The 26365-nt window shown below is 50.8% G+C and carries 27 protein-coding genes; 19 read left to right on the top strand and 8 right to left on the bottom strand.

The window, feature by feature from the left end:
- Positions 1–20: 20 nt before the first annotated feature.
- From doeB to K1Y77_RS13150, 9 genes are all read left to right on the top strand, one after another.
- Positions 21–1052, top strand: a complete 1032-nt coding sequence (doeB, locus tag K1Y77_RS13190) for a N(2)-acetyl-L-2,4-diaminobutanoate deacetylase DoeB (RefSeq protein WP_264428959.1) — start codon at positions 21–23, stop codon at positions 1050–1052.
- An 8-nt stretch (positions 1053–1060) separates the two neighbouring features.
- Positions 1061–1537 carry an Lrp/AsnC family transcriptional regulator gene (locus K1Y77_RS13185; protein ID WP_030073909.1) on the top strand — a complete coding sequence of 159 codons (477 nt, stop codon included), beginning with the start codon at positions 1061–1063 and terminating at the stop codon, positions 1535–1537.
- A 260-nt stretch (positions 1538–1797) separates the two neighbouring features.
- Positions 1798–3294 (top strand): NAD-dependent succinate-semialdehyde dehydrogenase, encoded by a 1497-nt coding sequence (locus K1Y77_RS13180; RefSeq protein ID WP_264017684.1) that lies wholly within the window; start codon positions 1798–1800, stop codon positions 3292–3294.
- A 170-nt stretch (positions 3295–3464) separates the two neighbouring features.
- Positions 3465–4898, top strand: coding sequence for an aspartate aminotransferase family protein (locus K1Y77_RS13175; RefSeq protein WP_264428956.1), 1434 nt, complete (start codon positions 3465–3467; stop codon positions 4896–4898).
- A gap of 131 nt (positions 4899–5029) precedes the next feature.
- On the top strand, positions 5030–5707 hold the full coding sequence (locus tag K1Y77_RS13170) for a haloacid dehalogenase type II (RefSeq protein WP_030073903.1): 678 nt from the start codon (positions 5030–5032) through the stop codon (positions 5705–5707).
- A 61-nt stretch (positions 5708–5768) separates the two neighbouring features.
- The gene (locus K1Y77_RS13165) at positions 5769–6116 is read left to right on the top strand and encodes a putative quinol monooxygenase (protein WP_030073901.1); all 348 of its coding nucleotides are present in this window, start codon (positions 5769–5771) and stop codon (positions 6114–6116) included.
- Positions 6117–6173: 57 nt separating this feature from the next.
- A complete protein-coding gene (locus K1Y77_RS13160) occupies positions 6174–6641 on the top strand; it encodes an S-ribosylhomocysteine lyase (protein ID WP_030073899.1) in 468 nt (155 codons plus the stop codon).
- Positions 6642–6786: 145 nt separating this feature from the next.
- Complete coding sequence (locus K1Y77_RS13155; RefSeq protein ID WP_030073898.1) at positions 6787–7398, top strand: LysE family translocator; 612 nt, start codon at positions 6787–6789, stop codon at positions 7396–7398.
- Positions 7399–7576: 178 nt separating this feature from the next.
- Positions 7577–9220 (top strand): class I SAM-dependent methyltransferase, encoded by a 1644-nt coding sequence (locus tag K1Y77_RS13150; RefSeq protein WP_264428951.1) that lies wholly within the window; start codon positions 7577–7579, stop codon positions 9218–9220.
- A 79-nt stretch (positions 9221–9299) separates the two neighbouring features.
- On the opposite strand, the gene K1Y77_RS13145 is transcribed toward K1Y77_RS13150, so the two are convergent.
- On the bottom strand, positions 9300–10007 hold the full coding sequence (locus K1Y77_RS13145) for an inorganic diphosphatase (protein ID WP_264428949.1): 708 nt from the start codon (positions 10005–10007) through the stop codon (positions 9300–9302).
- 75 nt (positions 10008–10082) lie between these two features.
- Positions 10083–10742, bottom strand: a complete 660-nt coding sequence (locus tag K1Y77_RS13140; protein ID WP_264428947.1) for a DUF1826 domain-containing protein — start codon at positions 10740–10742, stop codon at positions 10083–10085.
- Positions 10743–10960: 218 nt separating this feature from the next.
- On the opposite strand from K1Y77_RS13140, the gene dksA reads away from it, so the two are divergent.
- From dksA to K1Y77_RS13115, 5 genes are all read left to right on the top strand, one after another.
- A complete protein-coding gene (gene dksA / locus K1Y77_RS13135) occupies positions 10961–11332 on the top strand; it encodes an RNA polymerase-binding protein DksA (protein ID WP_264431482.1) in 372 nt (123 codons plus the stop codon).
- Complete coding sequence (locus K1Y77_RS13130) at positions 11332–12441, top strand: CobW family GTP-binding protein (protein ID WP_264428945.1); 1110 nt, start codon at positions 11332–11334, stop codon at positions 12439–12441. Before dksA ends, K1Y77_RS13130 begins: the two co-directional genes overlap by 1 nt.
- The gene (folE2, locus tag K1Y77_RS13125; protein WP_030073886.1) at positions 12438–13322 is read left to right on the top strand and encodes a GTP cyclohydrolase FolE2; all 885 of its coding nucleotides are present in this window, start codon (positions 12438–12440) and stop codon (positions 13320–13322) included. Before K1Y77_RS13130 ends, folE2 begins: the two co-directional genes overlap by 4 nt.
- Positions 13323–13439: 117 nt before the next feature.
- Positions 13440–14477 carry a CNNM domain-containing protein gene (locus K1Y77_RS13120; RefSeq protein WP_030073885.1) on the top strand — a complete coding sequence of 346 codons (1038 nt, stop codon included), beginning with the start codon at positions 13440–13442 and terminating at the stop codon, positions 14475–14477.
- A 102-nt stretch (positions 14478–14579) separates the two neighbouring features.
- The gene (locus K1Y77_RS13115; protein WP_120386430.1) at positions 14580–15230 is read left to right on the top strand and encodes a peroxiredoxin; all 651 of its coding nucleotides are present in this window, start codon (positions 14580–14582) and stop codon (positions 15228–15230) included.
- An 80-nt stretch (positions 15231–15310) separates the two neighbouring features.
- Here K1Y77_RS13115 and K1Y77_RS13110 read toward each other — a convergent pair whose 3' ends face one another.
- Both K1Y77_RS13110 and K1Y77_RS13105 read right to left on the bottom strand, forming a co-directional pair.
- Complete coding sequence (locus K1Y77_RS13110; protein WP_264428941.1) at positions 15311–16579, bottom strand: methyl-accepting chemotaxis protein; 1269 nt, start codon at positions 16577–16579, stop codon at positions 15311–15313.
- A gap of 243 nt (positions 16580–16822) precedes the next feature.
- Positions 16823–17836, bottom strand: coding sequence for an isocitrate dehydrogenase (locus K1Y77_RS13105; protein WP_030073879.1), 1014 nt, complete (start codon positions 17834–17836; stop codon positions 16823–16825).
- A gap of 544 nt (positions 17837–18380) precedes the next feature.
- On the opposite strand from K1Y77_RS13105, the gene K1Y77_RS13100 reads away from it, so the two are divergent.
- On the top strand, positions 18381–19871 hold the full coding sequence (locus K1Y77_RS13100; protein ID WP_030073877.1) for a SulP family inorganic anion transporter: 1491 nt from the start codon (positions 18381–18383) through the stop codon (positions 19869–19871).
- A 19-nt stretch (positions 19872–19890) separates the two neighbouring features.
- Positions 19891–20748 carry a universal stress protein gene (locus tag K1Y77_RS13095; RefSeq protein ID WP_264428938.1) on the top strand — a complete coding sequence of 286 codons (858 nt, stop codon included), beginning with the start codon at positions 19891–19893 and terminating at the stop codon, positions 20746–20748.
- A gap of 50 nt (positions 20749–20798) precedes the next feature.
- Here the strand turns inward: K1Y77_RS13095 and K1Y77_RS13090 are convergent, their stop codons facing one another.
- Genes K1Y77_RS13090 through crcB (K1Y77_RS13080) form a run of 3 tightly spaced genes read right to left on the bottom strand, consistent with a single transcriptional unit; the run spans position 20799 to position 22553 of the window.
- A complete protein-coding gene (locus K1Y77_RS13090; protein ID WP_264428936.1) occupies positions 20799–21773 on the bottom strand; it encodes an arsenic resistance protein in 975 nt (324 codons plus the stop codon).
- A gap of 13 nt (positions 21774–21786) precedes the next feature.
- Positions 21787–22173 carry a fluoride efflux transporter CrcB gene (gene crcB / locus K1Y77_RS13085; RefSeq protein WP_030073872.1) on the bottom strand — a complete coding sequence of 129 codons (387 nt, stop codon included), beginning with the start codon at positions 22171–22173 and terminating at the stop codon, positions 21787–21789.
- Positions 22170–22553: a fluoride efflux transporter CrcB gene (crcB, locus tag K1Y77_RS13080; RefSeq protein ID WP_030073870.1), complete on the bottom strand. Its 384-nt coding sequence runs from the start codon at positions 22551–22553 to the stop codon at positions 22170–22172. Before crcB (K1Y77_RS13080) ends, crcB (K1Y77_RS13085) begins: the two co-directional genes overlap by 4 nt.
- 169 nt (positions 22554–22722) lie before the next feature.
- On the opposite strand from crcB (K1Y77_RS13080), the gene K1Y77_RS13075 reads away from it, so the two are divergent.
- Both K1Y77_RS13075 and K1Y77_RS13070 read left to right on the top strand, forming a co-directional pair.
- Positions 22723–23577 carry a universal stress protein gene (locus K1Y77_RS13075; protein ID WP_030073864.1) on the top strand — a complete coding sequence of 285 codons (855 nt, stop codon included), beginning with the start codon at positions 22723–22725 and terminating at the stop codon, positions 23575–23577.
- An 18-nt stretch (positions 23578–23595) separates the two neighbouring features.
- On the top strand, positions 23596–23937 hold the full coding sequence (locus tag K1Y77_RS13070; protein WP_030073863.1) for a TraR/DksA family transcriptional regulator: 342 nt from the start codon (positions 23596–23598) through the stop codon (positions 23935–23937).
- Positions 23938–23941: 4 nt separating this feature from the next.
- Here the strand turns inward: K1Y77_RS13070 and K1Y77_RS13065 are convergent, their stop codons facing one another.
- Positions 23942–25627 (bottom strand): 2-isopropylmalate synthase, encoded by a 1686-nt coding sequence (locus tag K1Y77_RS13065; RefSeq protein WP_030073862.1) that lies wholly within the window; start codon positions 25625–25627, stop codon positions 23942–23944.
- 217 nt (positions 25628–25844) lie between these two features.
- Here K1Y77_RS13065 and K1Y77_RS13060 point away from each other — a divergent pair, with 217 nt between their 5' ends.
- Complete coding sequence (locus K1Y77_RS13060) at positions 25845–26330, top strand: Lrp/AsnC family transcriptional regulator (RefSeq protein WP_264017693.1); 486 nt, start codon at positions 25845–25847, stop codon at positions 26328–26330.
- Positions 26331–26365: the final 35 nt, after the last annotated feature.

Here is a 26365-nt window from a genome sequence, read left to right as displayed (position 1 = left end):
TACAATACAAGGGACATACGATGACGCTTCAACCGAACCAACTGCGGCCAAGCCCTATTTCTGCCACCGTTGATTTCGACGCCGACGGCATTCAACACGGCTTTTTAAAACTGCCGATTTCGACCGATGAGTCTGCCTGGGGCGCGGTGATGATTCCTATCACCGTAGTGAAAAATGGGGAAGGCCCCACGGCGCTACTAACTGGCGGTAATCATGGTGATGAATACGAAGGCATTACCTCGCTGCTTAAACTATCTTCCACGTTGAAAGCTGAAGAGGTGAGTGGCCGAGTAATTATTGTGCCGTGTATGAATACCCCCGCAGTTATGGCGGGCAAGCGCACGTCGCCAATGGATAAAGGCAATCTGAACCGTAGTTTTCCCGGTGATCCTAACGGTACCGTAACATCGCAAATTGCTGATTATTTTACCCGTGTATTGGTGCCCATGAGCGATGTCGTGCTCGATCTGCACTCTGGCGGGCGTACCCTGGATATTCTGCCGTTTGGCGCCTCCCATGTGTTAGACAACAAGGCTCAACAGCAGGCGGCGCTAGAGGGTGCCAAAGCATTCGGTGCCCCCTACGCCATGGTGATGTTCGAGCTAGACGCAGAAAAGCTATTCGATACTGCCTGTGAGCGTCAGGGCAAAGTGTTTGTGGCTACCGAACTTGGCGGCGGCGGCACGTCTACTCCCCAAAGTATTGCGATTGCAGAGCGTGGCGTACGCAACTTTTTAATTCATTACGGACTGGTGGAAGGCACCATCACTATGCCTGCAGGCGGGCAGATGTACCTCGATATGCCGGATGCCAGCTGCTACGTGCAAAGCCAGCACTCTGGGGTGTTAGAGCTGTTGGTGGCGCTGGGTGATGAAGTGAAAAATGGTCAAACCATTGCCTATGTGTACGACATGACCCGCAGCGGTACCGCGCCAGTGGCTTATAAAGCGGAACGCGACGGTATTTTAATGGCTCGCCGAGCGCCATCGTTAATCAATATGGGGGACACCTTAGCGGTGATTGCCGATGTTGTTGAACGCCTGGAGGCGTAACATCCGGCATGATGAAACTAGACCGTTATGACCTAAAGATCCTTGATATTCTCGCGCGGGATGGCCGGATAACCAAGTCGAAGCTCGCCGAAGCGATTAATCTCTCGGTTAGCCCCTGCTGGGAGCGGGTGAAACGGCTGGAAAATGCCGGGGTGATTGAGGGCTACACTGCGCGCATCAATGCCGAGGTATTGGTGCCGCGCAACCCTGTTTGGGTGCAGATTGAACTCAAACAGCACAACGCTGAAAGTTTTTCCCGCTTTGAAGCCTTGGTCATGCAGACGCCAGAAGTAACTGAGTGTGTGGCAGTAGGGGGCGGCGTCGATTACTTAGTTAAGTTTGAAGCCCGCACCATTGATAGCTATCAGCGCTTAATCGACAAATGGCTGGTATCTGATGCGGGTATTGAGCGCTACTTTACCTACATCGTTACGAAAACAGTTAAGCATGAACCTATCGGTGTGGACTGCAGCACGTCGCTGTAGTGGTTTGTCGTTGCCGCGGTTTGTCGCTGCCGTGATTTAAAGGACCGCCCCGAAAAAACACCCTTCAAAATAGACTTTCACAAAAAAAGTGCCGGAATTCTCCGGCGCTTTCAAAAACACTTCGTGCGCTAACTCCCTTAACCTACACACACTGAATCAGTTCAGTTTTCAGCTGAGCTGATGACCTATCGTTTTATGCGCAACGGCTTGCTGGCCATGCTTGGCTTCACCGTAAATGGCTGCAACCTGGGGAGGTGCCCATGACCCTACTATCGACGACGCTTGTTAAACGCCTGGAAGATCCGCGCCTGTTCCGGCAGTACGCCTACATCGACGGGAAATGGACGCATGGCGATGCTGGCCGTGAAGAAGCCGTCTACGACCCCGCGACGAACGAAGTCATTGGGCACATTCCGCTGCTGGAAGCCGAACAAATTACCGCTGCAGTTGATGCGGCCGAAGCCGCTTTTGTTCACTGGCGCGCCTTGCGTGCTGACGAACGCTGCGAGAGGCTGCTGGCATGGTACGACTTGATTCAAGCGAACCGTGAAGATCTAGCGACCATCATGACGTTGGAGCAGGGTAAGCCGCTGCCAGATGCTCGTGGTGAAGTCGAATACGGTGCCAGTTTCGTGCGCTGGTTCGCTGAAGAAGGTAAACGCACCTACGGCGAAACCATTCCCAGCCATATCCCCAACGCCTCACTTGGCACCATTAAGGAGCCGGTCGGTATTGCGGCGATGATTACGCCGTGGAACTTCCCGCTGGCCATGATTACCCGCAAGGCCGCAGCGGCATTGGCGGCTGGCTGCCCGGTAATCATTAAGCCTGCCAATGAAACGCCATTTTCAGCGCTGGCGCTGGCGGAGCTTGCCGAGCGGGCAGGTATTCCAGACGGTATTTTTAACGTCGTGTTGGGTGATCCTGCCGAGGTCTCGAAAATTTTGTGCAGCGAGCCGCGTATTCGCGCGCTTTCGTTCACTGGTTCCACCCGTGTTGGCCGATTGTTAATCGAACAGAGCGCAAACACGGTTAAACGCCTATCGCTGGAACTAGGTGGCAACGCGCCGTTTATCGTGGGGCCTGATATGGACCCTAAAGAGGCCGCTTATGCCGCAGTCTCGGCGAAATTCCAGACGGCAGGACAAGATTGCTTGGCAGCCAACCGTATTCTGGTACACGAATCTATCCACGATGAATTCGTTGAGCAATTTACTGAGCGCATGGCGGCACTGACTGTGGGTAACGGCCTGCATGGGGAAGTTGACCTTGGCCCGCTTATCCACCGTCAGGCTGTCGAAAAAGCGGCATCGATTGTCGATGATGCGATTTCCAAAGGCGCCACGATGATTGCAGGCGATCAAAGCCAAGCGCCGGGTGATAACTTCTTTATGCCGGTGCTGTTAACCAACGTGACGCCGCAGATGAAAGTATGGCGTGAAGAAAACTTTGCACCTGTGGCCGGTATTACCGCTTATAGTAGCGACGACGACGTCATTGAGATGGCCAACGACACTGAGTATGGCTTAGCAGCTTATATCTACACCCACGATATTCGCCGCATTTGGAAGCTAATGCGTGCGCTTGAGTATGGCATGGTCAGCGTCAACTCAGTGAAAATGACTGGACCACCAGTGCCTTTTGGTGGCGTGAAACAGTCCGGCCTGGGCCGTGAAGGCGGCGCTACGGGTATCGATGAGTATTTAGAAACAAAGTATTACTGCCTAGGGGCGCTAGGTTCCGTCTCGGGAAGCTAACCGTCGCGCGCTAAAACGCTCTCCCATAACCGCAACTTAGTAATGCTAGAGCGCTTGTGAGAGGTTGGCTCCGCCGGGCGAAAGGTTCGCTAGGTGCGCAAATTATGAGTCACCAATGATAAAACACCCTCTCCAACCAATGGGGAGGTTTACTGTATAGAGAGAACGTTATGAGCTTGCATCAGGATCTGATCGAACGCGACCGTAAAGTCACTTTTCACGCCTCAACCCACCTTCGCGACTTCGCCCATGGTGATTTACCAGGCCGTGTTATTATCGGCGGCAAGGGTATTAATATCGTCGACAAAGATGGTCGTGAGTTTATCGATGGCTTTGCGGGTCTTTACTGCGTCAATATCGGCTATGGCCGCACTGAAGTAGCCGAAGCGATCTATAAGCAAGCGCTAGAACTTTCTTATTACCATACTTATGTGGGCCACTCGAACGAGCCGCAGATTGAGCTTTCTGAGCGCATTCTGAAAATTGCCGGTATGAACATGTCTAAGGTTTACTACGGCATGTCAGGGTCTGACGCTAACGAAACCCAGCTCAAAATTGTGCGCTACTACAACAACGTGCTGGGTCGCCCGCAGAAGAAAAAAGTGATCTCGCGTATGCGTGGTTATCACGGTTCCGGCATCGCTTCCGGCTCGCTCACCGGTTTGAAAGCGTTCCACGACCACTTTGATCTGCCGATTGACACCATTCGCCATACCGAAGCACCGCATTACTATCTGCGCGCGGCAGAACAGCACGGCATGACCGAGCGTGAATTTTCTGGCTACTGTGCCGATAAGCTGGAAGCGATGATTCTGGAAGAAGGCCCCGACACCGTGGCGGCCTTTATTGGTGAGCCGGTACTGGGTACCGGTGGTATCGTGCCGCCGCCAGAAGGCTATTGGGATGCCATTCAAGCGGTACTGAATAAGTACGATGTACTATTGATCGCTGACGAAGTCGTATGTGGCTTTGGCCGTACCGGTTCAGACTTTGGTAGCCACCACTACAACATGAAGCCTGACTTGGTCACCATTGCTAAAGGGCTAACTAGCGCCTACCAGCCGCTTTCTGGCGTGATTGTTGGCGACAAAGTATGGAAGGTACTGGAGCAGGGAACCGGCGAATTTGGTCCCATCGGTCATGGTTGGACCTATTCAGGTCACGCACTGGGCTGTGCCGCAGGCCTTGCTAACCTGGATATTATCGAGCGCGAAAATCTAGTAGGTAACTCTGCCGAAACTGGCGGTTACTTCCAGCAGCAGCTCAAGGCCACCTTTGAGGGTCATCCGTTACTGGGCGACGTACGCGGTGTTGGCCTAATGGCCGCGCTAGAGTTCTCTCCAGACGCCAAACAGCGCCTGCATTTCGACCCAGCACTTAAAGTTGGCCCGCGTGTCGCAGCAGCAGCAATGGAAGAGAATCTGATTGCCCGTGCCATGCCGCAAGGCGATATTCTGGGCTTTGCGCCACCGCTGACTATTAACCGCTCTGAAGTTGACGAAATGATTGGTCGTGCCAAGCGTGCCATTGATCGCGTGACTGATGAGTTGGTGCGTTCTGGCGATCTTAAAACCGGTCAGCAAGAAGCCGCTTTTACAATTTAATAACGCGTATTGCTAGCCAAACGCCGCTGCCCGATGCAGCGGCGTTTTTGTTTTTTAAGAGGGCAGCTATGCTAGAGAAATAAAACCACCTATCGCCAATGATTGTCTTATCCACCACGCCAGGAGCTGTCATGCAACCAGTACTCGCCTTTGATGTATACGGCACGCTTATTGATACCCAAGGGGTATCGGTAGAGTTGGAACGCCGCCTTAGTGATGCCACCAAAGCAGCAGAGTTTGCTAAGCGTTGGCGGGAAAAACAGCTGGAATATAGCTTTCGTCATGGGTTGATGGGGGCTTATGTGCCGTTTTCGGAATGCACGCGGGAGGCATTAGTATTCACCGACCGCGCGCTGCAAACGGGCCTATCAGATAACGACCAAGACCACTTAATGGCCGTCTATGCTGAGTTGCCTGCATTTCCCGATGTGATCCCCGCGCTTGACCAGCTCCGTGATGCGGGTATTCGCTGCGTGGCGTTTTCTAACGGCACTCAAGAAGCCGTCACTAAGCTACTTACGCGCGCGGGCGTGGAAAGCCATATGGATGACGTGGTCAGTGTTGATGATGTTAAACGCTTCAAGCCGGACCCCGCCGTATATGCTTATTTACGCACCCGCTTAGAAGCACGCCCAGAACACACCTGGCTGATTTCCAGCAACCCGTTTGATGTCATTGGGGCAACCCATGCTGGCTTGCGCAGCGCCTGGGTGCGCCGTCACTCTGACGCTCCGTTTGACCCCTGGGGAGGTGAACCGGATATGACGGTAACTGATTTAGAAGCGCTGGCGGACCGAATGAGTCGTTAGGTTGTGAACCCGCATCGACAGGCCGCATAATGATGCCCACTCAACCGCTTAGGATATAACCATGTCAGAAAAAATTTACTGTATCGCCAGCTTTAAGCCCAAGGCCGGAAAAGAAGAAGCGGTATTTAAGGCACTGCAAGCTTTAGAACCTAACACCCATCGCGAAGATGCCTGTATTCACTACACCGTCACGCGGCAGATTGATAACCCGTTTGCCCAAGGCACCAGCTATCCAATTGTATTTCACGAAATTTGGGCCAGCCGTGAAGAGTTTGAGGCCCATTGCCAGCGTAAAGAGATTCAAGATTTTTTCGCTAAGCACGTTGAGTCCCCTGAGGGCGACATTGAAGATGCAAACGTGTGTGTCTATACCGACGAGCCGTGGAACTTTGACGCTCCTAAGGTGTAAAAAGCACTAGCGGTTGTTTAGACGACGCAAGCGATATACCAAGATGACGGAGCCAATATGACCGAAAAGAAAATGAACGTCGAAAGCTTTAACCTGGACCATACCAAGGTAAAAGCGCCTTACGTACGTTTGGCTGATATTAAAGAAGGCCAACATGGCGACCGCATTCATAAGTATGATTTGCGCATTTGCCAGCCTAATAAAGGGCACATGGAGATGCCGGCACTGCACTCCTTAGAGCACTTGATGGCTGAGATGTCGCGTAATCACACCGACAAGGTGGTTGACATTAGCCCGATGGGCTGCCAAACCGGTTTTTATATCGCAATGATCAACCACGATGATTATGACGATGTGTTAAGTATCATCGAGAAGACGCTAAATGATGTGCTAACCGCAACGGAAGTACCCGCCTGTAATGAAATGCAGTGCGGCTGGGCCGCCAGTCACAGCCTGGAAGGTGCCCAAGAGCTTGCTAAAGACCTGCTGGCTAAGCGCAGTGAATGGAACCAAGTATTTGCGTAAACGTTAGATGCCAGCGCGCGACTTGTTCGTCCAACGCCTCCTTTTTGGAGGCGTTTTAGTATTAGTCTATTAACTGGTGGAAAACGCTGAGTGGCAGTGACATGCTGGCAGCTCAAGCGTACTTACCAGTGGGTGGTGCATTAACATGTTATTCGATACATGGTTGCTATATTTCATTGCCTGCATAGGCTTGTCGCTTTCACCAGGGCCGAACGGCCTGCTGGCGCTTACCCACGGGGCGCTGCATGGCAGCCGAAAAACACTGTTCACTATCGCCGGGGGCGCTACAGGATTTATCTTGATCATCGCCCTGTGTTTGTTTGGTATTGGGGCGCTGGTTAAGTCGTCTGTGGTGTGGCTAACCGTGCTGAAATGGGTCGGCGGAGCCTACCTTGTATGGCTGGGTATTCAGGTATGGCGTTCACCGCCTATCAGTGGGGAAGTTGATGTGAATGCCAGTTGGAAGAGTGGCTGGCATCTATACCGCCAAGGCGCACTGTCATCCATCACTAACCCAAAAGTGCTGCTGTTTTTCAGCGCATTTTTACCTCAGTTTATTGATCCGCAACGTAGCTTGATCCTGCAGTTTTTCGTACTGGCAGGCACCTTTGTGATCATTGAATGCTTAGTTGAAGGCTTGCTTGCCAATATGGCTAACCGCATTCGTCATTGGTTGAAGCGTGTTGGCCGTGGTTTCAACCGCACCTGTGGAGGTATTTTTGTCGCTATTGGCGCGGCACTACCACTGCGGGCTTAACACTAACCCTGGGTGCTTTTGTCTGGAGATAGATGCGGCAACGTTATCGATAAACGGTACTTAAACGGCATAAGTAAACCAAATGCACGACAAATCACATCGTTCGTATATTCTGAGCCATGCGTGCTAAGCAGTAGAAGGGTACGCCTTTCGCACAGTAACGACTATGGTAACGAATATGACAAAAGACCTCGTTTCCCTGTTGAAGCAGAGCTACGACAGCGTACCCTACGAATCTCATCCCTTTCCGCAAACAGCACCAGAGCATCTTCATGCACTGGCTTTTCTATTCGGCCTTGACGCGCCAGACCCAGCAACGGCAAGGGTGCTAGAAATCGGCTGCTCTGCTGGGGAGAATATTTTCCCTTATGCCGCTCGTAACCCCCAGGCTCAGGTGGTGGGTATCGACCTTTCCGACGTGCAGATTAACCATGGCAAAGCGCGGCTAAATGAGATTGGGTTAGCCAATGTGCGTCTACAAGCCGTTAATATTGAAGAGATAGGTAAGGCTGAGCAGCCTTATGATTATATTATTTGTCACGGCGTGTTTAGCTGGGTGCCCACATCAGTACAGCAGGCTATTTTACGAGTTTGCTCTGAAAACTTGAGCGAAAGCGGTATTGCCTATATCAGCTACAACACGTACCCAGGTTGGAAAACCAAGGAGATCATCCGTGATGCCATGCTGTTGCGGGGTGCTGAGCGCGTCACGCCGGAAGAAAAACTCTCCTACGCTATGGGCATGGTGGATTTTCTTCAGCAGGTCAGCCTGGATAATAGCGTTTTACGGAAAGTGCTGGATGAAAATGCCGACCACATCCGCCAAGGTAAAGCCAGCTACCTGCTCCACGAGTTCCTAGAGCCCTGTAACCAGCCGATGTATTTCAAGGACTTTATGGCGCTGGCAGGTGAGTATGGACTGGGGTATCTGGCAGAAGCTGAGCCCAACACTATGTTCCTAAGCAATTATGCCTCCTCTATTGCCGAACCATTAAGTAAAGAAGTTACCCATCAAGAGCAGCTAGAGCAGTACCTTGATTTTGTGCGTAATCGTGCCTTCCGGCAGACCCTGCTAGTGCATAAATCTCAACAGGCAAAAATTCGCTATGCACTGGATGCTGAGCGCTTGCAGAAATTCTACGTTGCTGGCGTCTTCTTTGATCATCAGATTACCAGTGATACGCGTCAGCCTAAAACTTACACGGATTGGCGGGGCGGTGAGGTCATACCGGGCAGTGCCCTAGAATATGCATTTATGGAAGCACTCTCGAAAGTCTACCCTGCTACCCTTAACGTAGACCAGCTGACCGCCGCGCTTATTGCCAGCGGCCAGCTTTCTACTGGGCAGGATGCCCGAGCGCTCGCTTTAGCGTTTCTGGAAACCTATGTGATTCGTGGTCACGTACGCATACGCACACACGTGGCTAGCCAAATGGCGACAGTAAATGCAGAGGCAGAAGCTGATCCCGCAACAGTTAAGTGGCAGTGGCACAGTGGGGTCATTCGCCATGGTAATGGCTGGGCAACTTCGCCCTGGCATGAAATGGTGGCACTTTCCCCGCTTGCTATGGTTCTGGCCAAGTTACTGGAAACCCCAGTGTCTTTTGAACAACTGAAAACAGCCACCTCAGTGGCACTAGAAAAAGGCGAGATCAGCCTGCTACAAGATGGCAAACCGAGCCATCTCACCAAAGACTCCAAAGGCCCCGCATCTACTCACTACCTGCAGGCAGCCCTCGAGAGCATGCTAAGAACGTATCAACGTCATGGTGTTTTGGCCGCAATAAATGCAAGTAACAGGGCTAATGAGCACAATGTATAAATAGGAAAACGTCACTGCTCTATTGGTTAGAGCAGTGACGGTTAAACGACGTAAATTTTGGCGGTCTTATTCGATAAGTTTATTGTGGGGCTGAAAAATTCTCAGCCGCTGCTTCTAGTACGGTTAATGCAGATTCGGCGTCTTCAAACCCTAGACCTTCCATGCCACCATCAGGGCCTTTGTAATTCGCAAACCAGATATCAACGATCTGGCTAACGCCAGGAAACTCACTATCGAGTTGCTGCATACTTTCGATATGGGCAAACGGTGAATCCTGGGTAAGCACTGCCACCAGTTTGTCGTCTTGCTCGCCGTCGTCTAACATTTTTAAAACGCCAATAACACGTACATCAACGACTTCACCGCGCGGTAATGCTTGGCCTAATACGATGACATCTAGTGGGTCACCGTCACCGCCTAGTTCTTTGGGCAGGGCAGTACCAGGAATGGCGCCATAATTGCCGGGATAACCCAAGTAATTTACAACGCGCGGCTCGCCGTCTTTATACTCCCAATAAACCGCGTTTGGGTCTTCTTTGCTAACTTCCCATTTGGCAGATGTGCCTGTTGGTATCTCGATAATGGCGTTAGCAAAACCATTGCTATTAATGGCATCCATCGCCATTAAATCGTCATCACCTACAATGGTGAAATCATCTTTTAGGGTCATTGCTGAGGAATAGGGCGTTGTTTCAGAAAAGGCTAGGTTGCCTAATGACTCAGCAAACGCCGTGGTTGTTAACATCGAGAGACTTATGACACCTGCAAGCAGTAGTTTGTTATGCATGACCATTCCCATGAGCGATTTAATTTATTAAACCTTATCAGGGGGGAATGACGGATTAGTGACAAGTTCAAGGCGTTAAGCGGGATCAATGGTTAGCAGTAGCCGCTTTTGACCTGCCTCCAAAGAGGGGCTGCGGTGTACTAAACCGTGTTCTTCACAGCCTACCCAGCCACTGCCTTTTATTAACGCGATGTCACCAGCCTGCAAACGCTGAATGGCAGTTGGGTCGTTGATAATCTCTGGGCGATCAGATGTTGGTGCACCTAGCCCGGCGCGGTTAATGGCACTTTCAGGTAACCATTCACTGCCTGGGCCAACATAGGTGGTTACTAAGCGTACCGACAAGTTGTCGCAGTGAAAGCGTGGGCACATCGCCGCCGTTAGTAAGCGTAAACGAATGCCCACAGTGTCGGTATCAAACAGGAATGCGATAGCTTCAGCAATGATGGTTATATCATCAACCAGTGCATCACCCGCTGACGGCTCTGGGAGCTTTCGGCGCAAGTCATTTTTAAAGTCATCTTTAGGGCTGCCAAGCCATGCGTACTGCCAGTCTCGCGATGTCTGGCTCTGTGCGTTTGCGCTTAGCGCCACATCGGCGGGCAGAGCGCGGTGCAGAATAGCGATGTTAATCTGTTCTTCAAATATACGCGGAAGTACGCTGATGTCGGTATCCAGTGCGGCTTGTTGTGGTAGCACCCAAGATGCAGCTTGATGGGAGTCTGGGGTAGGCATTTAGATCTCCTGTTACGTTTGGCAGTGCATTAGCATTGAGAAAGGTTAGGTCGCAGAGCTTTATTTGTTATGTTATAACGTTTTTATCAATAGGAGGCCATACATTGCAACCCGATATCACTCAGTCAATAACTGCCAGAACAGACAATGGCGCTGAATTCATAGATGCAAAAAAAGCTGAGGAGGCTTTGCTGTTGACCTCATCAGCAGACGACTACATGAATGCCGCACAGCTTGCGTTTTTCCGTCAGCGGCTTTTGAATGAACGTGCGGAGCTTGAGGCGCATTTAAAAGAGGTGAAAACGGCTATCGCCTCCCATGAGAGAGATAGCGACGAGGCTGATCAGGCCTCGTTTGAGGAGGAGCTACGGTTGTCACTTCGCCAAGCAGATCGCGAAAGTCGGTTGGTCAATAATATTAATGCAGCTTTACAGCGTATCGAAAATGGTGAATACGGCTTCTGTGAAGAAACTGGCGAGCCCATTGGTATTCCACGCCTACTTTTTCGTCCAACGGCAAAACTTTGCATTGAAGCGAAGGAGCGCCAAGAGCGTAAAGAGCACCATTTCCGAAAGGCACGGGGGGAGTGATGCAATTCTCCATGCTGACACCAGTTAATGTACTGACCGGCTTTTTAGGGAGCGGTAAGACAACATTACTTAATCGCTGGGTACACCAAGCGTCAATGCAAAACACGCTGATCGTGATTAATGAGTTTGGTGATATTGGTCTTGATCATCAGTTGATTACGCAAAGCGATGAGCAAGCAGTGGTGGAGATGAGCAGTGGCTGTTTGTGTTGCACATTGAGAGGAGACTTGAGCCGCACACTACAGCAGGCTATTGATTCGCTGTTGGCCGCAGGTAAACCAGCACCTTCCCGTGTTGTTATTGAAACCACAGGACTTGCCGATCCCGCACCCATTTTACAGCTGTTAATGACCGATCACTGGCTTGCTCACCGTTTTCAGTTGGATAGCGTGGTGTGCTGTGTCGATGCTGCGAACGGTGAGGCAACGTTGCAAGCGCATCGTGAGTCACAGCGCCAGATAGCGATAGCTGACCGATTACTCATCACCAAAACTGACTTAGTTGACGAAGGCCGCCTAGCACCACTGGCTAACCAACTGGCGTCCATTAACCCGGCAGCAGAGCAGTGGCAGGTGGTGAACGGTAACCTTTCACCCAAGTTATTGGTAGGCGCAGGGCTCTTTCGTCGGGATTCTCAACGTTACCAGGTAGACCAGTGGCTTAAGTCGGCACGTTACAGCGTTATCCATGCTGAAGATGTCAATCACGAGAGGAGTCGTCATGGGGACAATAGTGCTGCATTTGTACAGCCCACTAGCCAGCCAACGCTGACTCGCCATGGTGAAAATATCAATGCGTTTTGTTTTTGTGTGGAGGCGCTAATTACCCCGGACGCTTTGGAAAATTGGCTGGATCTATTGATGTCGTTGATGGGTGCAAAAATGCTACGTATCAAAGCGATTGTACACCTTACCGATCGTGATGAGCCGCTCGCGCTGCACGGCGTCCAGCACATTTTCCATCCGCCGACGCCCCTGCCGATGCAGTGTGTTAATGACCGCATTTCTCGGTTTGTCTTCATTACTCAAAATGTCGCGCCTGCCACTGTGGCGCAGCTTTATCGTTTTTTCACACCCTTTAACTCATCAACTAACGAGGCAATGCAATGATGGCTTTTACGTTACCCGATATTGCCCAACAACCTTCACGTTTGCCGGGCACGCTTTCCTGGGTTGGTATGGAAGGCATTGCGTTGCCAGTACAGCTGGCGGGGAGCCAAGTGAACGCCAATGTGTCAGCTGGTGTTAGCCTTGAGGAAACCTGTGCTCGTGGTATCCACATGTCACGGCTGTATACCGCATTGGATGCATTAGAACACCAGCCACTAACGCCTACGTTACTTCATCGTGTTCTTGCGGCCTTTTTAGAGAGTCACCAAGCATTATCAGAAAACGCTTACCTAACGTTCAGTGGGGAGGTATTACTTAAACGTGACGCGCTCATCAGCCCTTTGTCAGGTTGGAAAGGCTATCCGTTTACACTGCGCAGCCAGCTCACACCATCAGGTTTCAAGGTAGAGTTAGACGTAGCCGTTGGTTACTCCTCAACATGCCCCTGTTCCGCTGCATTAGCGCGGCAGCTAATTCAGCAAGCGTTTGCGGAAGATTTTGAAGAGATACCGTTAACCAAACAGGCCGTACTTGCGTGGTTGGGAAGTGAAGAGGGTGTTCTCGCGACGCCGCATAGCCAGCGCAGCGTCGCCCACTGTTCCATACGGCTGGCAGGAAACGATGGCATACCGCTTGCCGAACTTATTGAGCGTATTGAGAGTGCTCTAGGGACAGCGTTACAGACAGCCGTTAAACGTATCGATGAGCAGGCATTTGCCCTCGCCAATGGCCAGAATCTTATGTTCTGTGAAGATGCAGCCAAACGTCTGGATGCTGCACTTAGAAAGATGGCTGATATTTCTGGGTACCAGCTAAAAGTAGTTCACGCAGAAAGTTTGCATGCCCACGATGCGGTGGCGAGAAGCGAGTGGCAGTGGTGAGAAATGCTCACGAGAAATGATGTTAGCAGGCTGTCTGAAAATAAAGATGTGTTTACACATTGACACCAAGCATTCATGGCCTTATATACGACGCATCATCCATCACTATGAGCTCCCATGTTCCTTCTCATCACGATTGCTACTCTTTCAATCGCGTTCTCCTTTCTGTGCTCTATCCTTGAAGCAGCGCTGCTGTCTATTACGCCAAGCTATATTGCCAAGCAAAAAGAAGATAATCCCAAGCTTCATGCGGCGCTGACGAAGCTAAAAACCAATATTGATCGGCCGTTGGCCGCGATCTTAACCCTTAACACCATTGCGCATACTGTCGGTGCAACGGCAGTAGGGGCGCAGGCTGCGGTCGTGTTTGGCGAAGCATCTATTGCCATTGTGTCTGCCGTTATGACCATGCTGATTTTAATTCTTTCCGAAATCATACCCAAAACGATTGGTGCTACCTATTGGCGAGGCTTATCACCCGTGTTACCACGGTTACTGAACCCAATGATCATTGGGTTGCTGCCGTTTATCTGGATGTCCGAACAGATTACGCGCCGTTTAGGAAAGTCAGAGCATGATGTTGACTTGCGCGATGAAATTAAAGTGCTGGCGCGGGTAGGTTTGGAAGAGAAAGTATTAGATGCGGACGAATCGCGCACTATTATTAACATGCTGAATTTGCATGAAATTGCGGTCAATAAAGCGATGACGCCCCGTACTGTCTGTGAAACGGTATTGCCTAACATGACGGTTAAGGAGTTTGACGAGCAGTATGGCAAAATGCCATTCACCCGTTTTCCTGTAATGGATAACGGCGAGCAGGCATTTGGTTATGTGCATAAGGCCGATATGTATCACGCTGATGACGCCAAAACCATGCGCGAGCTGATGCATCCGATTGGTAGTGTCGACGTATCGAACAATGTCGAGCAGGTGTTTACATCAATGTTGAAGGACCATTTACACATGCGGGTGGTCTATGATGAACACGGCACTTTTGTGGGTCTTATTACACTGGAAGACATTATTGAGACGATATTAGGACAAGATATTGTCGATGAAACCGATAGTGTGGCGAACTTGCGCCATTATGCAAAACAGCGCTGGGTAAAACGCATTAAGCGGGAAGAGAAAGACGACAAACCGCTTGATTGACCACAGCGAATACTTCATTGCTATAGCGCGAAACGTTCTATAGTGAAGGTGTTGAAAGTCATATAAGGTATTAAGGTCACTTGACCCTAATAAGGAGGAACGATGTCATTACGTATCAATGCGGTAGTGCCTGATTTCGAAGCAGAAACTAGCCAAGGTCCGATTCGTTTTCACGACTGGATCGGCGATAGCTGGGCGATCCTCTTTTCTCACCCTAAAGATTTCACGCCGGTCTGCACCACAGAATTCGGTGCAGTGGCAACACTGGCCCCCGAATGGGAAAAACGGGGCACCAAAGTCATTGGTGTCTCTGTGGATGGCGTTGAAGATCACAAACGCTGGGCAAGCGATATCGAGCAAGTTTGCGGCAATACGGTTGGCTTCCCCATTATTGCCGATGAAGGCTTAAAGGTTTCCAAACTGTTCGATATGCTGCCAGAAGATGCTTATCTGCCAGATGGCCGCACCCCGGCTGATAGCGCTACTGTTCGCTCGGTGTTCATTATCGGGCCGGATAAGCAGTTGAAGCTATCGATGACTTACCCCATGACGGTAGGCCGTAATTTCGCAGAAATCCTGCGCGCGCTAGATGCTCTGCAAGCCACGGCAAAACATGGCGTTGCAACGCCCGCTGACTGGACAGTGGGTCAAGACGTTATTATTCCGCCAAGCGTGTCCGATGAAGATGCCAAGCAGAAGTTTGGTGAATTCGACGCCGTTCTGCCGTACCTGCGTAAAACGAAGTTACGCTAACATATTAGCTTATTAGCGCGTGTTTCCCCGCTAGCTGCTTTTTAGCCGCGCTGGCGGGGAAACTTATGGACAAGCTTGGCTTACATTGGATCTAAAGAAAGTTGCTCGATAGAGTGTGAAACGCTTTTTGCGCCTTGCAAGATCTCACTGACAATAGACTCTATTTCTTTAATGCTAGTCTGGCTGGTTTTGCCTTGCTGGACGACTTGCTGCATTGCTTGAGTAGTGCGAGCTACCAGTGCGTTATTCTCTTTAAGTATCCGAGTGATCTCACTAACCGCTTCGCTGGAACCTTTTGCTAACTGACGCACTTCATTCGCCACAACCGCAAATCCTCGCCCTTGTTCGCCTGCTCTTGCTGCCTCTACTGCTGCATTTAACGAAAGCAAATTTGTTTGGCTGGCAATTTTCGCGATGGATGCGGTAATGCTATTAATTTGCTCGGCCTGTTTATTGAGCGCATTGATAAGCTGTTGTGCTTCATTAAGTGCATGAGCGGCATGTTGTGATTCGGAAAGCACGGTTTGTAAATGCGTCAATCCATCTTGAGCAATCCGTTCGGTTTGGCTAGAGGATGTTTGGGCACTGCTGACCGTGGCTTTAGCCGCCTCAGATACCAACATTGCTTGAGTAATATCGGTGGCGAATTTAACTACTTTAACGACGTTACCTTCCTCATCAAAGATTGGATTATAAGTTGCTTCCAGCCACACGGTGTCGCCCTTCGCGTTATGGCGCAAAAACTTACCTTGTTTGTACTCTCCTTCGCTTAAACACTTCCAAAAATCGGGATGTTCACGATAAAAGCTATCATCGCAAAACATGCGGTGATGCTCGCCGCGAAGAGTGTGCAGTGGATATCCCATTGCATGTTCAAAATTGGTATTGGCATCCAAGATATAGCCGTCAGTTGTGAACTCAATCACTGCCATTGAGTGATTTAGAGCTTGAAGGATGGAGCGTTCACCGGCGGCGTTTTGGTGCTTTTGAGTAACGTCGTTGGCGACTTTGAAAATCTTTACAACCTTACCGCGACGGTTCTTAATCGGTACATAAGTCGCTTCAAGCCAAACTTCTTCGCCGAGTGCGTTCACGCGCCGAAAGCGGCCCTGTTGGCTTTCGCCAGCTGCCAAGGATGTCCAAAACGCCATATATTGATGAGTAGATGTTTCCTCAGGCAAACAAAAAATACGATGGTGTTTACCTTTAATGTCAGATAGAGAGTAGCCCATCATGGTTAGAAATGGCTCACTAGCTTCTTGGATAATGCCTTCAGATGAAAAATAGATACAGGCGGTATGGTGAGAAAGAGCGCTACGTAAGGCGTTAGAAGTGAGATATTCGAGCATTATTAGTCCCTTAAGCCAGCCTATTGTCATCTGTTAATAAATGAATAATAAACCAAGGATTAATAAAAGGCACTTTTTTGTAATGGTTTTGTATAGCGATTTGAGTCGATAAAAAGGAAGGCTGTGTAACTATTTAGGGTGAAAGATGAGAGAGGCAGGCTAAAGTATCCATCACCGCGGCGAATGCTGCGATGATGGATAGGGCTCTATAGTGTTGACTGAGAGGAAATGAGCAGGAGGGAATTAGGCAGCTACTTGTTCAACCAGCGCCTGGGCAAAGGTATCGGTGGTGCCAGTACCGCCCATATCGGGTGTCACCATATCGCGGCGTGTTTCCAGCACCGCGCGAATTCCGTGACGAATAGCGTCGCCTTTTTCGTTCATGCCCAAGTGGTCGAGCATTTGGGCCGCTGCTAGCAGTAGGGCGCAAGGGTTGGCGATTTTTTGTCCGGCAATATCCGGTGCCGAGCCGTGAACTGCTTCAAAAATAGCGGCTTTTTCGCCGATGTTAGCTCCGGGTGCCAGACCTAACCCGCCAACTAGCCCTGCACAGAGGTCGGAAAGAATATCGCCAAACAAGTTGGTAGTGACAACCACATCAAACTGGTGGGGGTTCATCACCAGCTGCATGCAGGCGTTATCCACAATCATTTCCTGGAATTCGATTTCTGGATACTCTTTGGCGACTTCCCGCGCGACATCCAAAAATAGTCCAGAGCTGGTTTTAATGATGTTAGCTTTATGTACAGCGGTGACTTTCTTACGACCGTTATTTTTTGCTAGTTCAAACGCATAGCGCACAATACGTTCGGAACCCTGGCGAGTCACTTTGATAACTGAGATGCCGGTGTTGCCATCGTCAATCATCTCTTGGCCATCAGAGAGGTAAGCACCTTCGGTGTTTTCCCGCACTGTAATCATATCGATATCGTTGTAACGCGAACGCGTACCGGGGAAGCTAATCGCTGGGCGCACGTTGGCGTACAAGTCAAAGTGACGACGCAGCTGCACGTTGATGGAGGAGAAACCTTTGCCAATGGGGGTGGTCAGCGGGCCTTTCAGGGCAATACCGTACTTCTCGATGGTATCAAGCGATTCTTGAGGAATCAGCGTTCCGTGCTTTTCAAGCGCCGCCAAGCCAGCATCGATAAACTCATAATTCAGGCCGCACTCCAGCGCATCAAGCACGCGCAGGGTTGCATCCATAATTTCGGGGCCGATACCGTCGCCTTTAATCACCGCAATTGACTGGCTCATCATCTATTTCTCCTCTTTGGCGGGCATATTCGGCACGTGCATATATGTGCCGCTTCAACACAAAACGTTGGCAATTGTCATCGTTTCTGGTGGCGCAATGGTACGCCACAATCACGTGATAGGTCACCCTGCCTAAGTAGCGGTGACGGCGCATCCGCGTGTGTCAGAACGTGGGCTACTGAGAATAACGTGAGATGCAATGCGGCTATGATGCTGTTAGAATGCTGCGCCTTGTCGCACCTTGCTTATTGCAACCGTACAGAATGTTACTAATGACTGCATTTACCCACATCTTTTCTGGGCTGATGACTCCGCCCTAGCTTCCTGCCTTTCTTAAGGTAATGGCTGCGCATTCATAGCGCTGTCATTGCTTTGTGGTACTTAAAATTAGCCGTGCTCCTTTCATGCAGTACGTGACTTTTTCAGTATCAAACGCCAGCTTATCTTCACAATAAAAAGTGCTACATCCTCAGCGTGCCAATGTTTGGCGGCGTTGTCTGCCTGCTTTTGGCTAGTCATAAACCCATAACCGTGGACCCTTCGCATGTACGAAAAGTTTAAACAATCTTGGCTCTCTAACCTCAAGGGCGACACCCTTGCGGGAATAGTCGTGGCGCTTGCGCTGATTCCTGAAGCCATTGCATTTTCGATAATTGCGGGTGTTGATCCAAAAGTAGGACTTTACGCCTCATTTTGTATCGCAGTAGTGATTGCCTTTACCGGTGGTCGTCCAGGTATGATTTCAGCAGCTACCGGCGCCATGGCGCTGCTGATGGTTACTTTAGTGCGCGAACATGGCCTTGAGTACCTACTGGCGGCCACGCTATTGACTGGGGTATTACAGATTATCGCAGGCTACTTAAAACTTGCAGAGCTGATGCGTTTTGTGTCCCGTTCGGTGGTCACTGGATTCGTGAATGCCCTAGCGATATTGATCTTCATGGCGCAACTGCCTGAGTTAACCAATGTAACGTGGCATGTGTATGCCATGACGGTAGCAGGCTTAGGTATTATCTATCTCTTCCCGTACTTGCCTGCGATTGGAAAGTCGATCCCTTCTCCCCTGGTATGCATTGTGGTGCTTACCGGGGTGTATATGGTAAGTGGCATGGATATACGCACGGTAGGTGATATGGGTGAATTGCCCGATACACTGCCAATGTTTTTATGGCCTGACGTGCCACTTAATTTAGAAACACTGATGATTATCTTTCCCTACGCCATCATGCTGGCGGTGGTGGGCCTTCTTGAATCTATGATGACAGCCACCATTGTTGATGACTTAACGGATACACCCAGCGATAAAAATCGTGAGTGTAAAGGCCAGGGTATCGCTAATATCGGATCGGGTTTGCTGGGCGGTATGGCAGGCTGTGCAATGATTGGTCAGTCAGTCATCAACATAAAATCCGGTGGCAGGACTCGGCTCTCAACGCTCATCGCTGGTGTTGTTCTGTTGTTGATGGTGGTCTTCCTTGCTGATTGGGTCTCGCAGATTCCCATGGCAGCGTTGGTAGCGGTGATGATTATGGTATCGATAGGCACCTTTAGCTGGGAGTCGATTCGTGACCTGAAAAAGCACCCAATGAGCACCAACGTTGTGATGGTGGCTACCGTTGCCGTCACAGTAGGTACGCACAACTTGGCGATTGGTGTGTTTGTCGGTGTGTTGCTGGCGGCGATGTTCTTTGCTAACAAAGTCGGCAATATCATGTATATCGGCTCGAAAGAAGTAGAGCCTGGTAAAGAGCGTGAATACCAAGTGGTTGGCCAAGTGTTCTTTGCCTCTTCTGAGCGTTTTATTGCTGCCTTCGATTTTAAAGAGAGCATCGATAAGGTCACCATCAACCTTTCCCGCGCCCACTTCTGGGATATTACCGCTGTTCAAGCTCTGGATCGCGTGGTGATTAAGTTCCGCCGTGAAGGTACCGAGGTAGAGCTGGTGGGCTTGAGCGAAGCCAGTGCCACCGTGGTAGATCGCTACGCGGTACACAACGACCCTGAAGCTGTTGAAAAGCTAATGGGCGGCCACTAACTACCGCAAGGAGAGCGATATGACTGAACACGTACTCGCCGCGATTGACGGCTCCCAATATGCAGAAAGCGTATGCGATTACGCCGCTTGGGCAAGCTTGGCATTAAACGCGCCGCTTAGTTTTGTGCATGTGGTGGATAATCATTCTGACGTGCCAGAAGAACAAAATTTGTCGGGTAACTTACGGTTTGGTGCCCGCGAGCGCTTGATGAAAGAACTTTCTGAGCTTGATGAGCAGCGCGCTAAGATAAACCGTCAGCAAGGCAAGCTTATGCTGGAAGCTGCCAAGGCACGAGCAGTAGAAGGTGGAGTCGTTGATCCCATTGTTCGCCAGCTTAACGGCACGCTGGTTGAAACCTTGGTAGAGCTAGAGAAAGACATACGTTTGTTGGTGGTAGGCAAGCGTGGCGAAACGGCTCACCATGCCAGCGGCCACCTAGGTTCTAACCTTGAGCGCGTGGTGCGTGAAATGCACCGCCCAATTCTCATGGTGCCTAAAGCCTTTAAGCAGCCGGAAAAGGTACTGATTGCGTTTGACGGTAGCAAAACTGCCCGTAAAGGGGTCGAGATGCTGGCGCGCTCGCCTTTATTCGCGGGTACCGAATGTCATGTGCTAATTGTGGGTGCTGACACTGCAGAGCATCGCAGTGAGCTTGAATGGGCGTTGAGTACGCTGCTCGATGCAGGTCACCAAGCCGAGGGAGCCATCCGTTCCGGTGAGGTAGACGACGCTTTGCAAGCGTACGAGAAGGAGCATGCTATTGACCTGCTAGTGATGGGCGCTTACGGCCATTCGCGTATCCGTCACTTGCTGGTGGGGAGCACCACAACAGCGATGCTACGTGGCAGCCGAATTCCGGTACTGATATTACGTTAATCAATACGCACACTTTAACGCCGGTCACCACGCAAAGGGGCCGGCGTTTTTTATAGGCGGCTCGGAATTAGCCTGCTTGGCACCCAGCGTATAAACGCCACCATGCCAAATAGCTCTACTAGCGATTGAAAAACAATCACTACCACCGCGGCTTGCCAGCCATTGGGTAGGGTGAGTGCGATGGGTAACATGACAAACGAATTGCGGGTCCCGAAACTAAAGACAAGTGTTCGGACGCTGGTGGCAGGAAGCTTAAATAGCCTGCCCAGCATTTTGCCTAAAACTGCTTCCACTACTAAATAGCCTACAAAAATAAGCACTACTTGCATCAGTACGTGAGAAAGCGCTAGTACGCTATTCACCTGTGTTGCAGCAATGACCAATACGACCAATGCCAGCAGCGGCACTGGCAAGTAGCCAAGCTGGTCGGTGGCTCGCTCAACCGCGTGATAGCGCTGGGCGGTAAGCTCTGTTAGCCATGCCAAGCCTAAGGGCAGCAGGATCACTCCCGTAAAAGCGCTGAAAAGGCCGGCAGACAACGTTAACTGAAACCACTCGCCGCCTAAAAATAGCCATAGATAAGCGGGTAACGCGACCATTTGCATGATCAGCAGCACTGGCGTTGCCGCAACAGCGCGGGCGGCATCGCCTTTGCCTAAGTGCGTGAAGGTAATAAACCAGTCTGTGCAGGGCATCAGCAGCACTAGCAAAACACCCGCCATCACCGGTGGATGAAGCGGTAGCCCCAGTACTAAAAGGCTTAGCACCAAGGCCCCTAGTAGCGCAGGGATGATGATAAAGTTGCCAATCAGCAGTGCTGCCATAAAGCGTTTATCGGTAACGCTTTGCTTGATATGTAATAGCGGTATTTGAGTAAAGGTGGCGTAGAGCAGTATACCGAGTAGCGGCCATAACAGCTGTTCAAGTGATGACGCTAGTAAGGGAGCTACCAGACCCAACGTAAGCCCTAAGCAGATAAACCCTAGGTAAAGCCAAGACTGCTGTCGCTCTAACTGCTCGCGCATAAAATACCTACGGCTATAAACGAGAAAGCGCTATACGTTCTCCTAGCCAGGCCGCCAGTAACCAAAGCGGTAGGCTGATGAGTATATAAAGCAGCGCTAGCCCAGAAAGTCCTTGCTGAATAAGGTGCAAGGTTTCCAGGCTAAAGAGTGAAAACGTGGTAAAGCCGCCACAAAAACCGGCGACTAACAGCGGCTGCCAGTGCGCAAGCTTGCCCTTAGGAAAACGTGAGGCGGTAGCGGCAACCCATCCGATGACTCCAGAGCCCAGTACGTTAACCAGCAGCGTACCCCAGGGGAAATAGCCGCCAAGCGCTGCCAAAGACACGAGAGATACCCCGTAGCGAAGTGCACTGCCAATCCCGCTGCCAATACCGACTGCCAAATAGGCTTGCCAACTCATAGCAGCTCCTTAGCTAGTAGCCAGCCTAGCGTGACCATCACCATGCCGAGCAGTAAGGTGGCGGCAATATTCAAGGCGGCACGCAGCGCTTGGCCGCTTTGCCACAGTTCAATAGTTTGTAAGCTAAATGATGAAACGGTGGTGTAGCCACCTAACAAGCCTGCGATAGCAAATAGCCACAGTGGCTGTGTGGTTGGCACGCCGTAGTATCCGAGTAGCCCGCCCGCTATAAACGCACCGCTGGCATTCACCAGTAAGGTGCCCCAAGGAAAGGTGTTACCCAGCAGGTAGGCCATAAGGCTAGAAACAGCATAGCGACTCATGCCGCCCAACGCGCCGCCTAGGGCTACCAGTAGCATGCTCGCGATACCATGCTCCATCGTGACTCCTTTAACTGGCCGCGTTAATAGGCCGTTAAGTGTACCACTCACCCTATAACGATAGGGATGAACACAAAGAGTGCGTTAAGGTGTCGCTGGTCAATAAGTTCGTGTAAAAAAGAATGAGAATAATAAAAATCTTAACGCACCCGCTCAAGGAGTCGTTTTTATGTCTGATCGCGTGTTTGCCGCTATTGATGGATCTCAGTATTCAGAAAGCATCTGTGATTATGCTGTTTGGGCTGCCAAGGCACTTGATGCGCCATTAAGCTTTATTCATACCTTGGATAACCACCCTCAGGTGACAGAGCCTGATCTAACCGGGAATTTAGGCTTAGGGACCCGAGAGCATTTGCTAGAAAAGCTATCTGATATTGAAGAGCAGCGTGCGAAAGTTGCCCGTGAGCAGGGGCGTTATATGCTCGATGCGGCAAAAGCACGCGCAATGGAAGCCGGTATTGCTGATCCACTCTGCCTCCAGCGCAACGGTACGTTGGTAGAGACTTTGGTTGAGAACGAAAAAGAGATGCGTTTATTGGTATTAGGCAAGCGTGGCGAAACCGCGCATCAAGCTAGTGGCCATCTAGGCTCGAATCTTGAACGTGTCGTGCGCGAGATGCATCGCCCTCTATTGATGGTGCCTAAGCAGTTTACGCAGCCGAAAAACGTGATGATGGCGTTTGATGGGAGCAAAACAGCTCGCAAAGGCGTTGAAATGCTAGCCAAAAGCCCGCTTTTTGAAGGTGCTGCCTGCCATGTCGTGATCGTGGGCGCTGAGACTGCAGAAAACCGGTCACAGCTTGAGTGGGCAATTGATGTCCTTGAGTCTTCTGGTCACCAAGCTGAAGGGGTAATTCGCGCTGGTGAAATAGAAGAAACGTTGCGCGCTTATAAGCAAGAGCACGGTATCGATTTGTTGGTCATGGGTGCCTATGGTCATTCGCGTATTCGTCATTTGCTGGTTGGCAGCACGACGACCGCCATGTTGCGCAATGCCCATTTGCCGGTGCTGATTCTGCGCTGAAGTCATTAGGAGAGGCAGATGAATCACCCTGAGGTAGACATAGCCGCGATACGCCAAAAGCTGTTGGCCCTAGAGGTTTCTTTGCGAGAAGAAAGCATTGAAAGCGCGTCTTCAAGAGAGACGGTGGAGCTTGATCAAACGACGGTAGGGCGGTTGTCACGTATGGATGCGCTGCAGGGTCAAGCCATGGCAAAGGCAGAGGAGCAGCGCCGTCAAATATCGCTTAAGCGTATTAGCGGCGCCTTGCAGCGTATTGAACAACAGAACTTTGGCGAGTGCATTGAGTGTGGCGAATGGATTGGTGCCAAACGCCTCACCTGGGACCCGTTAGTGCTGAAATGTATCAAGTGTGCCGAATAAGCGGTTATGCCTCGATGGCGGCGTTTTCCTGCTGATGCTGTTTGGTGGCCTGCACCATATTAATGCCTGACAGCAGCGCTTTCAGCGATGCGCTAACGGTGTCACTATCTTCGGCCACGGCGCAAAGACGTTGTCCATCAATATTCAGCTGAACAAAGGCAATCGCGTTGGCTTCGCTGTCGCCGCCGAGTGAATGCTCACTGTAGTCAATAATTGCTACATTGCTGCCTGAGTGTTTTTTCCAAGCATCGGTGAACGATGACATGGCACCGTTGCCCGTTCCTGACAAGCGCAGTGTTTCAGCGCCTTCCCACAGGGTGATTTCAATACCTTCGTCCTGACCTTTAGAGAGCCGGTAATCGGCTAATGCCAGCGGTGCATTCTGAGTGAAGTTATCGAACATCACTTGGCGAATAATCTCGCTGGAAAGCTCGCTGTTGCGGCGCTCGCTCTCTTGCTGCACGTAAGGGGCAAGTGCCAGCATCATCCAACGCGGTAAATTAATGCCGTAGTCTCGCTCCAACAAAAAGGCCATACCGCCTTTCCCAGACTGACTATTCACACGGATAACGGCTTGATAATCACGCCCAATATCATGCGGATCAATGGGTAAATAAGCCACTTGCCACGGCTCGTCAGGCTTTTGATGCTTGAGTGATTTGCGAATAGCATCCTGGTGGCTGCCGGAAAACGCGGTATACACCATCTCGCCGACCCAAGGGTGGCGTGGATGAATGGTGATACCGGTACACTCATGCACCACTTGGACAATTTCGTCTGGGTTGGAAAGGTCCAACTCAGGGTCAATGCCCTGGCTATAGAGGTTCATCGCCAGGGTGACGATATCCATATTGCCGGTGCGCTCGCCGTTACCCAGTAGGGTGCCTTCAACGCGGTCGGCACCTGCCAGCAACGCAAGCTCTGCCGAAGCGACAGCGCCACCACGGTCGTTATGGGTATGCACCGAAATAATTACGCTGTCGCGACGGCTAATGTGCTGGCAAAAGTAGTCAATCTGGTCAGCATGATGATGCGGCCCTGCAACTTCTACCGTGGTGGGCAAGTTGAGGATGCATTTGTTGTCTGGCGTTGGTTGCCAAACATCCATCACCGCCTCGCAAATGGCCAATGAGAAATCAATTTCAGTGCTAGAGAAGCTTTCCGGCGAGTACTGGAAGCGCCAGTCAACGCCTGGGTATTGGGCAGCATAGGTCTTCACCCAGGTAGCGCCCTGTACGGCAATATCGGTAATGCCGTCGCGATCCATCTCGAATACACGCTCGCGTTGGATAGTGGAGGTGGAGTTATAAAGGTGAATAATGGCGCGTTTGACGCCCACCAGCGAGGCAAAGGTTTTCTCGATTAAATGTTCGCGGCACTGAACAAGTACTGCAATAGTGACATCGTCTGGAATTTGGTCTTCTTCAATTAGCCAACGTACAAAATCGTAGTCTGGCTGGCTAGCCGATGGGAAGCCTACCATCACTTCTTTGATACCCACCTTAATAATCTGGTGCCAAAAGCGCTGCTTTTGCTCAACTGTCATCGGCTCTAATAGCGCTTGGTTGCCATCGCGTAGGTCTTCACTTACCCAAATGGGCGCTTGCGTTAGGTCACGGTCCGGCCATTGGCGGTTGAATGCAGGAACGCGAGGAGCAGGGCGATATTTGCGATGATCAAAAGCAGACATGGTGAGTTTCCTGAAGGCGGTGAATTATTTAGGCGGCCGCTTGTGGCGTAAGCCGCGTTAACCGGTGCCCGGGTAAGACACCTGATAGGGGCTGCTTGTGACAGTCATTACAGTCTACGTGATAGAAGGCGAAAGGTTATTGCGAAAATATGGTTTTTACGCCAATAATTGGCAGTAAATATTGGTTATTTGATTTTTATTGGTAGGAGATGCTGTCATGCCTGTTGTGCCGCTTGAGCTTGATCGTTTTGATCGCCATATTCTAAATGTGTTACAGCAGGAAGGGCGGATTAGTAATCAGGAGCTAGCCGAGCGCATCGGGTTGTCTCCTTCGCCCTGTTTGCGCCGAGTACGTGCGCTAGAGGAGCACGGGCTAATTACCCAATACCGGGCTGAGGTTGATGCGCGCCAGTTGGGCTATCAACTGATGGTGTTGCTGCATATTTCAATGGATCAACATACTCCCGAACGCTTCGATAACTTCGAGCGTCACATCCGTAAAATTCCCAACGTGATTGAGTGTTTAATTATTACCGGTCAGGCGGCGGATTTTCAGCTCAAGATACTGGTTCGTGATATGGATGACTATCAGCATCTTTTACTGCATGTGATTAACCGTATCGAAGGGGTGACGGGCGCTCATACGAGTTTTGTTTTGCGACGAGTCTTCGAGCATCGCCCTGTGCCCACTGAGCGCGTTTGATGAAGAAGGCATAGGCAACTAGTCTGCGGCGGTTT

The sequence above is a fragment of the Halomonas qaidamensis genome (assembly GCF_025917315.1).
In the GTDB taxonomy this organism is placed as follows: Bacteria; Pseudomonadota; Gammaproteobacteria; order Pseudomonadales; family Halomonadaceae; genus Vreelandella; species Vreelandella qaidamensis.
This window is presented reverse-complemented; position numbering and strand designations above follow the sequence as displayed.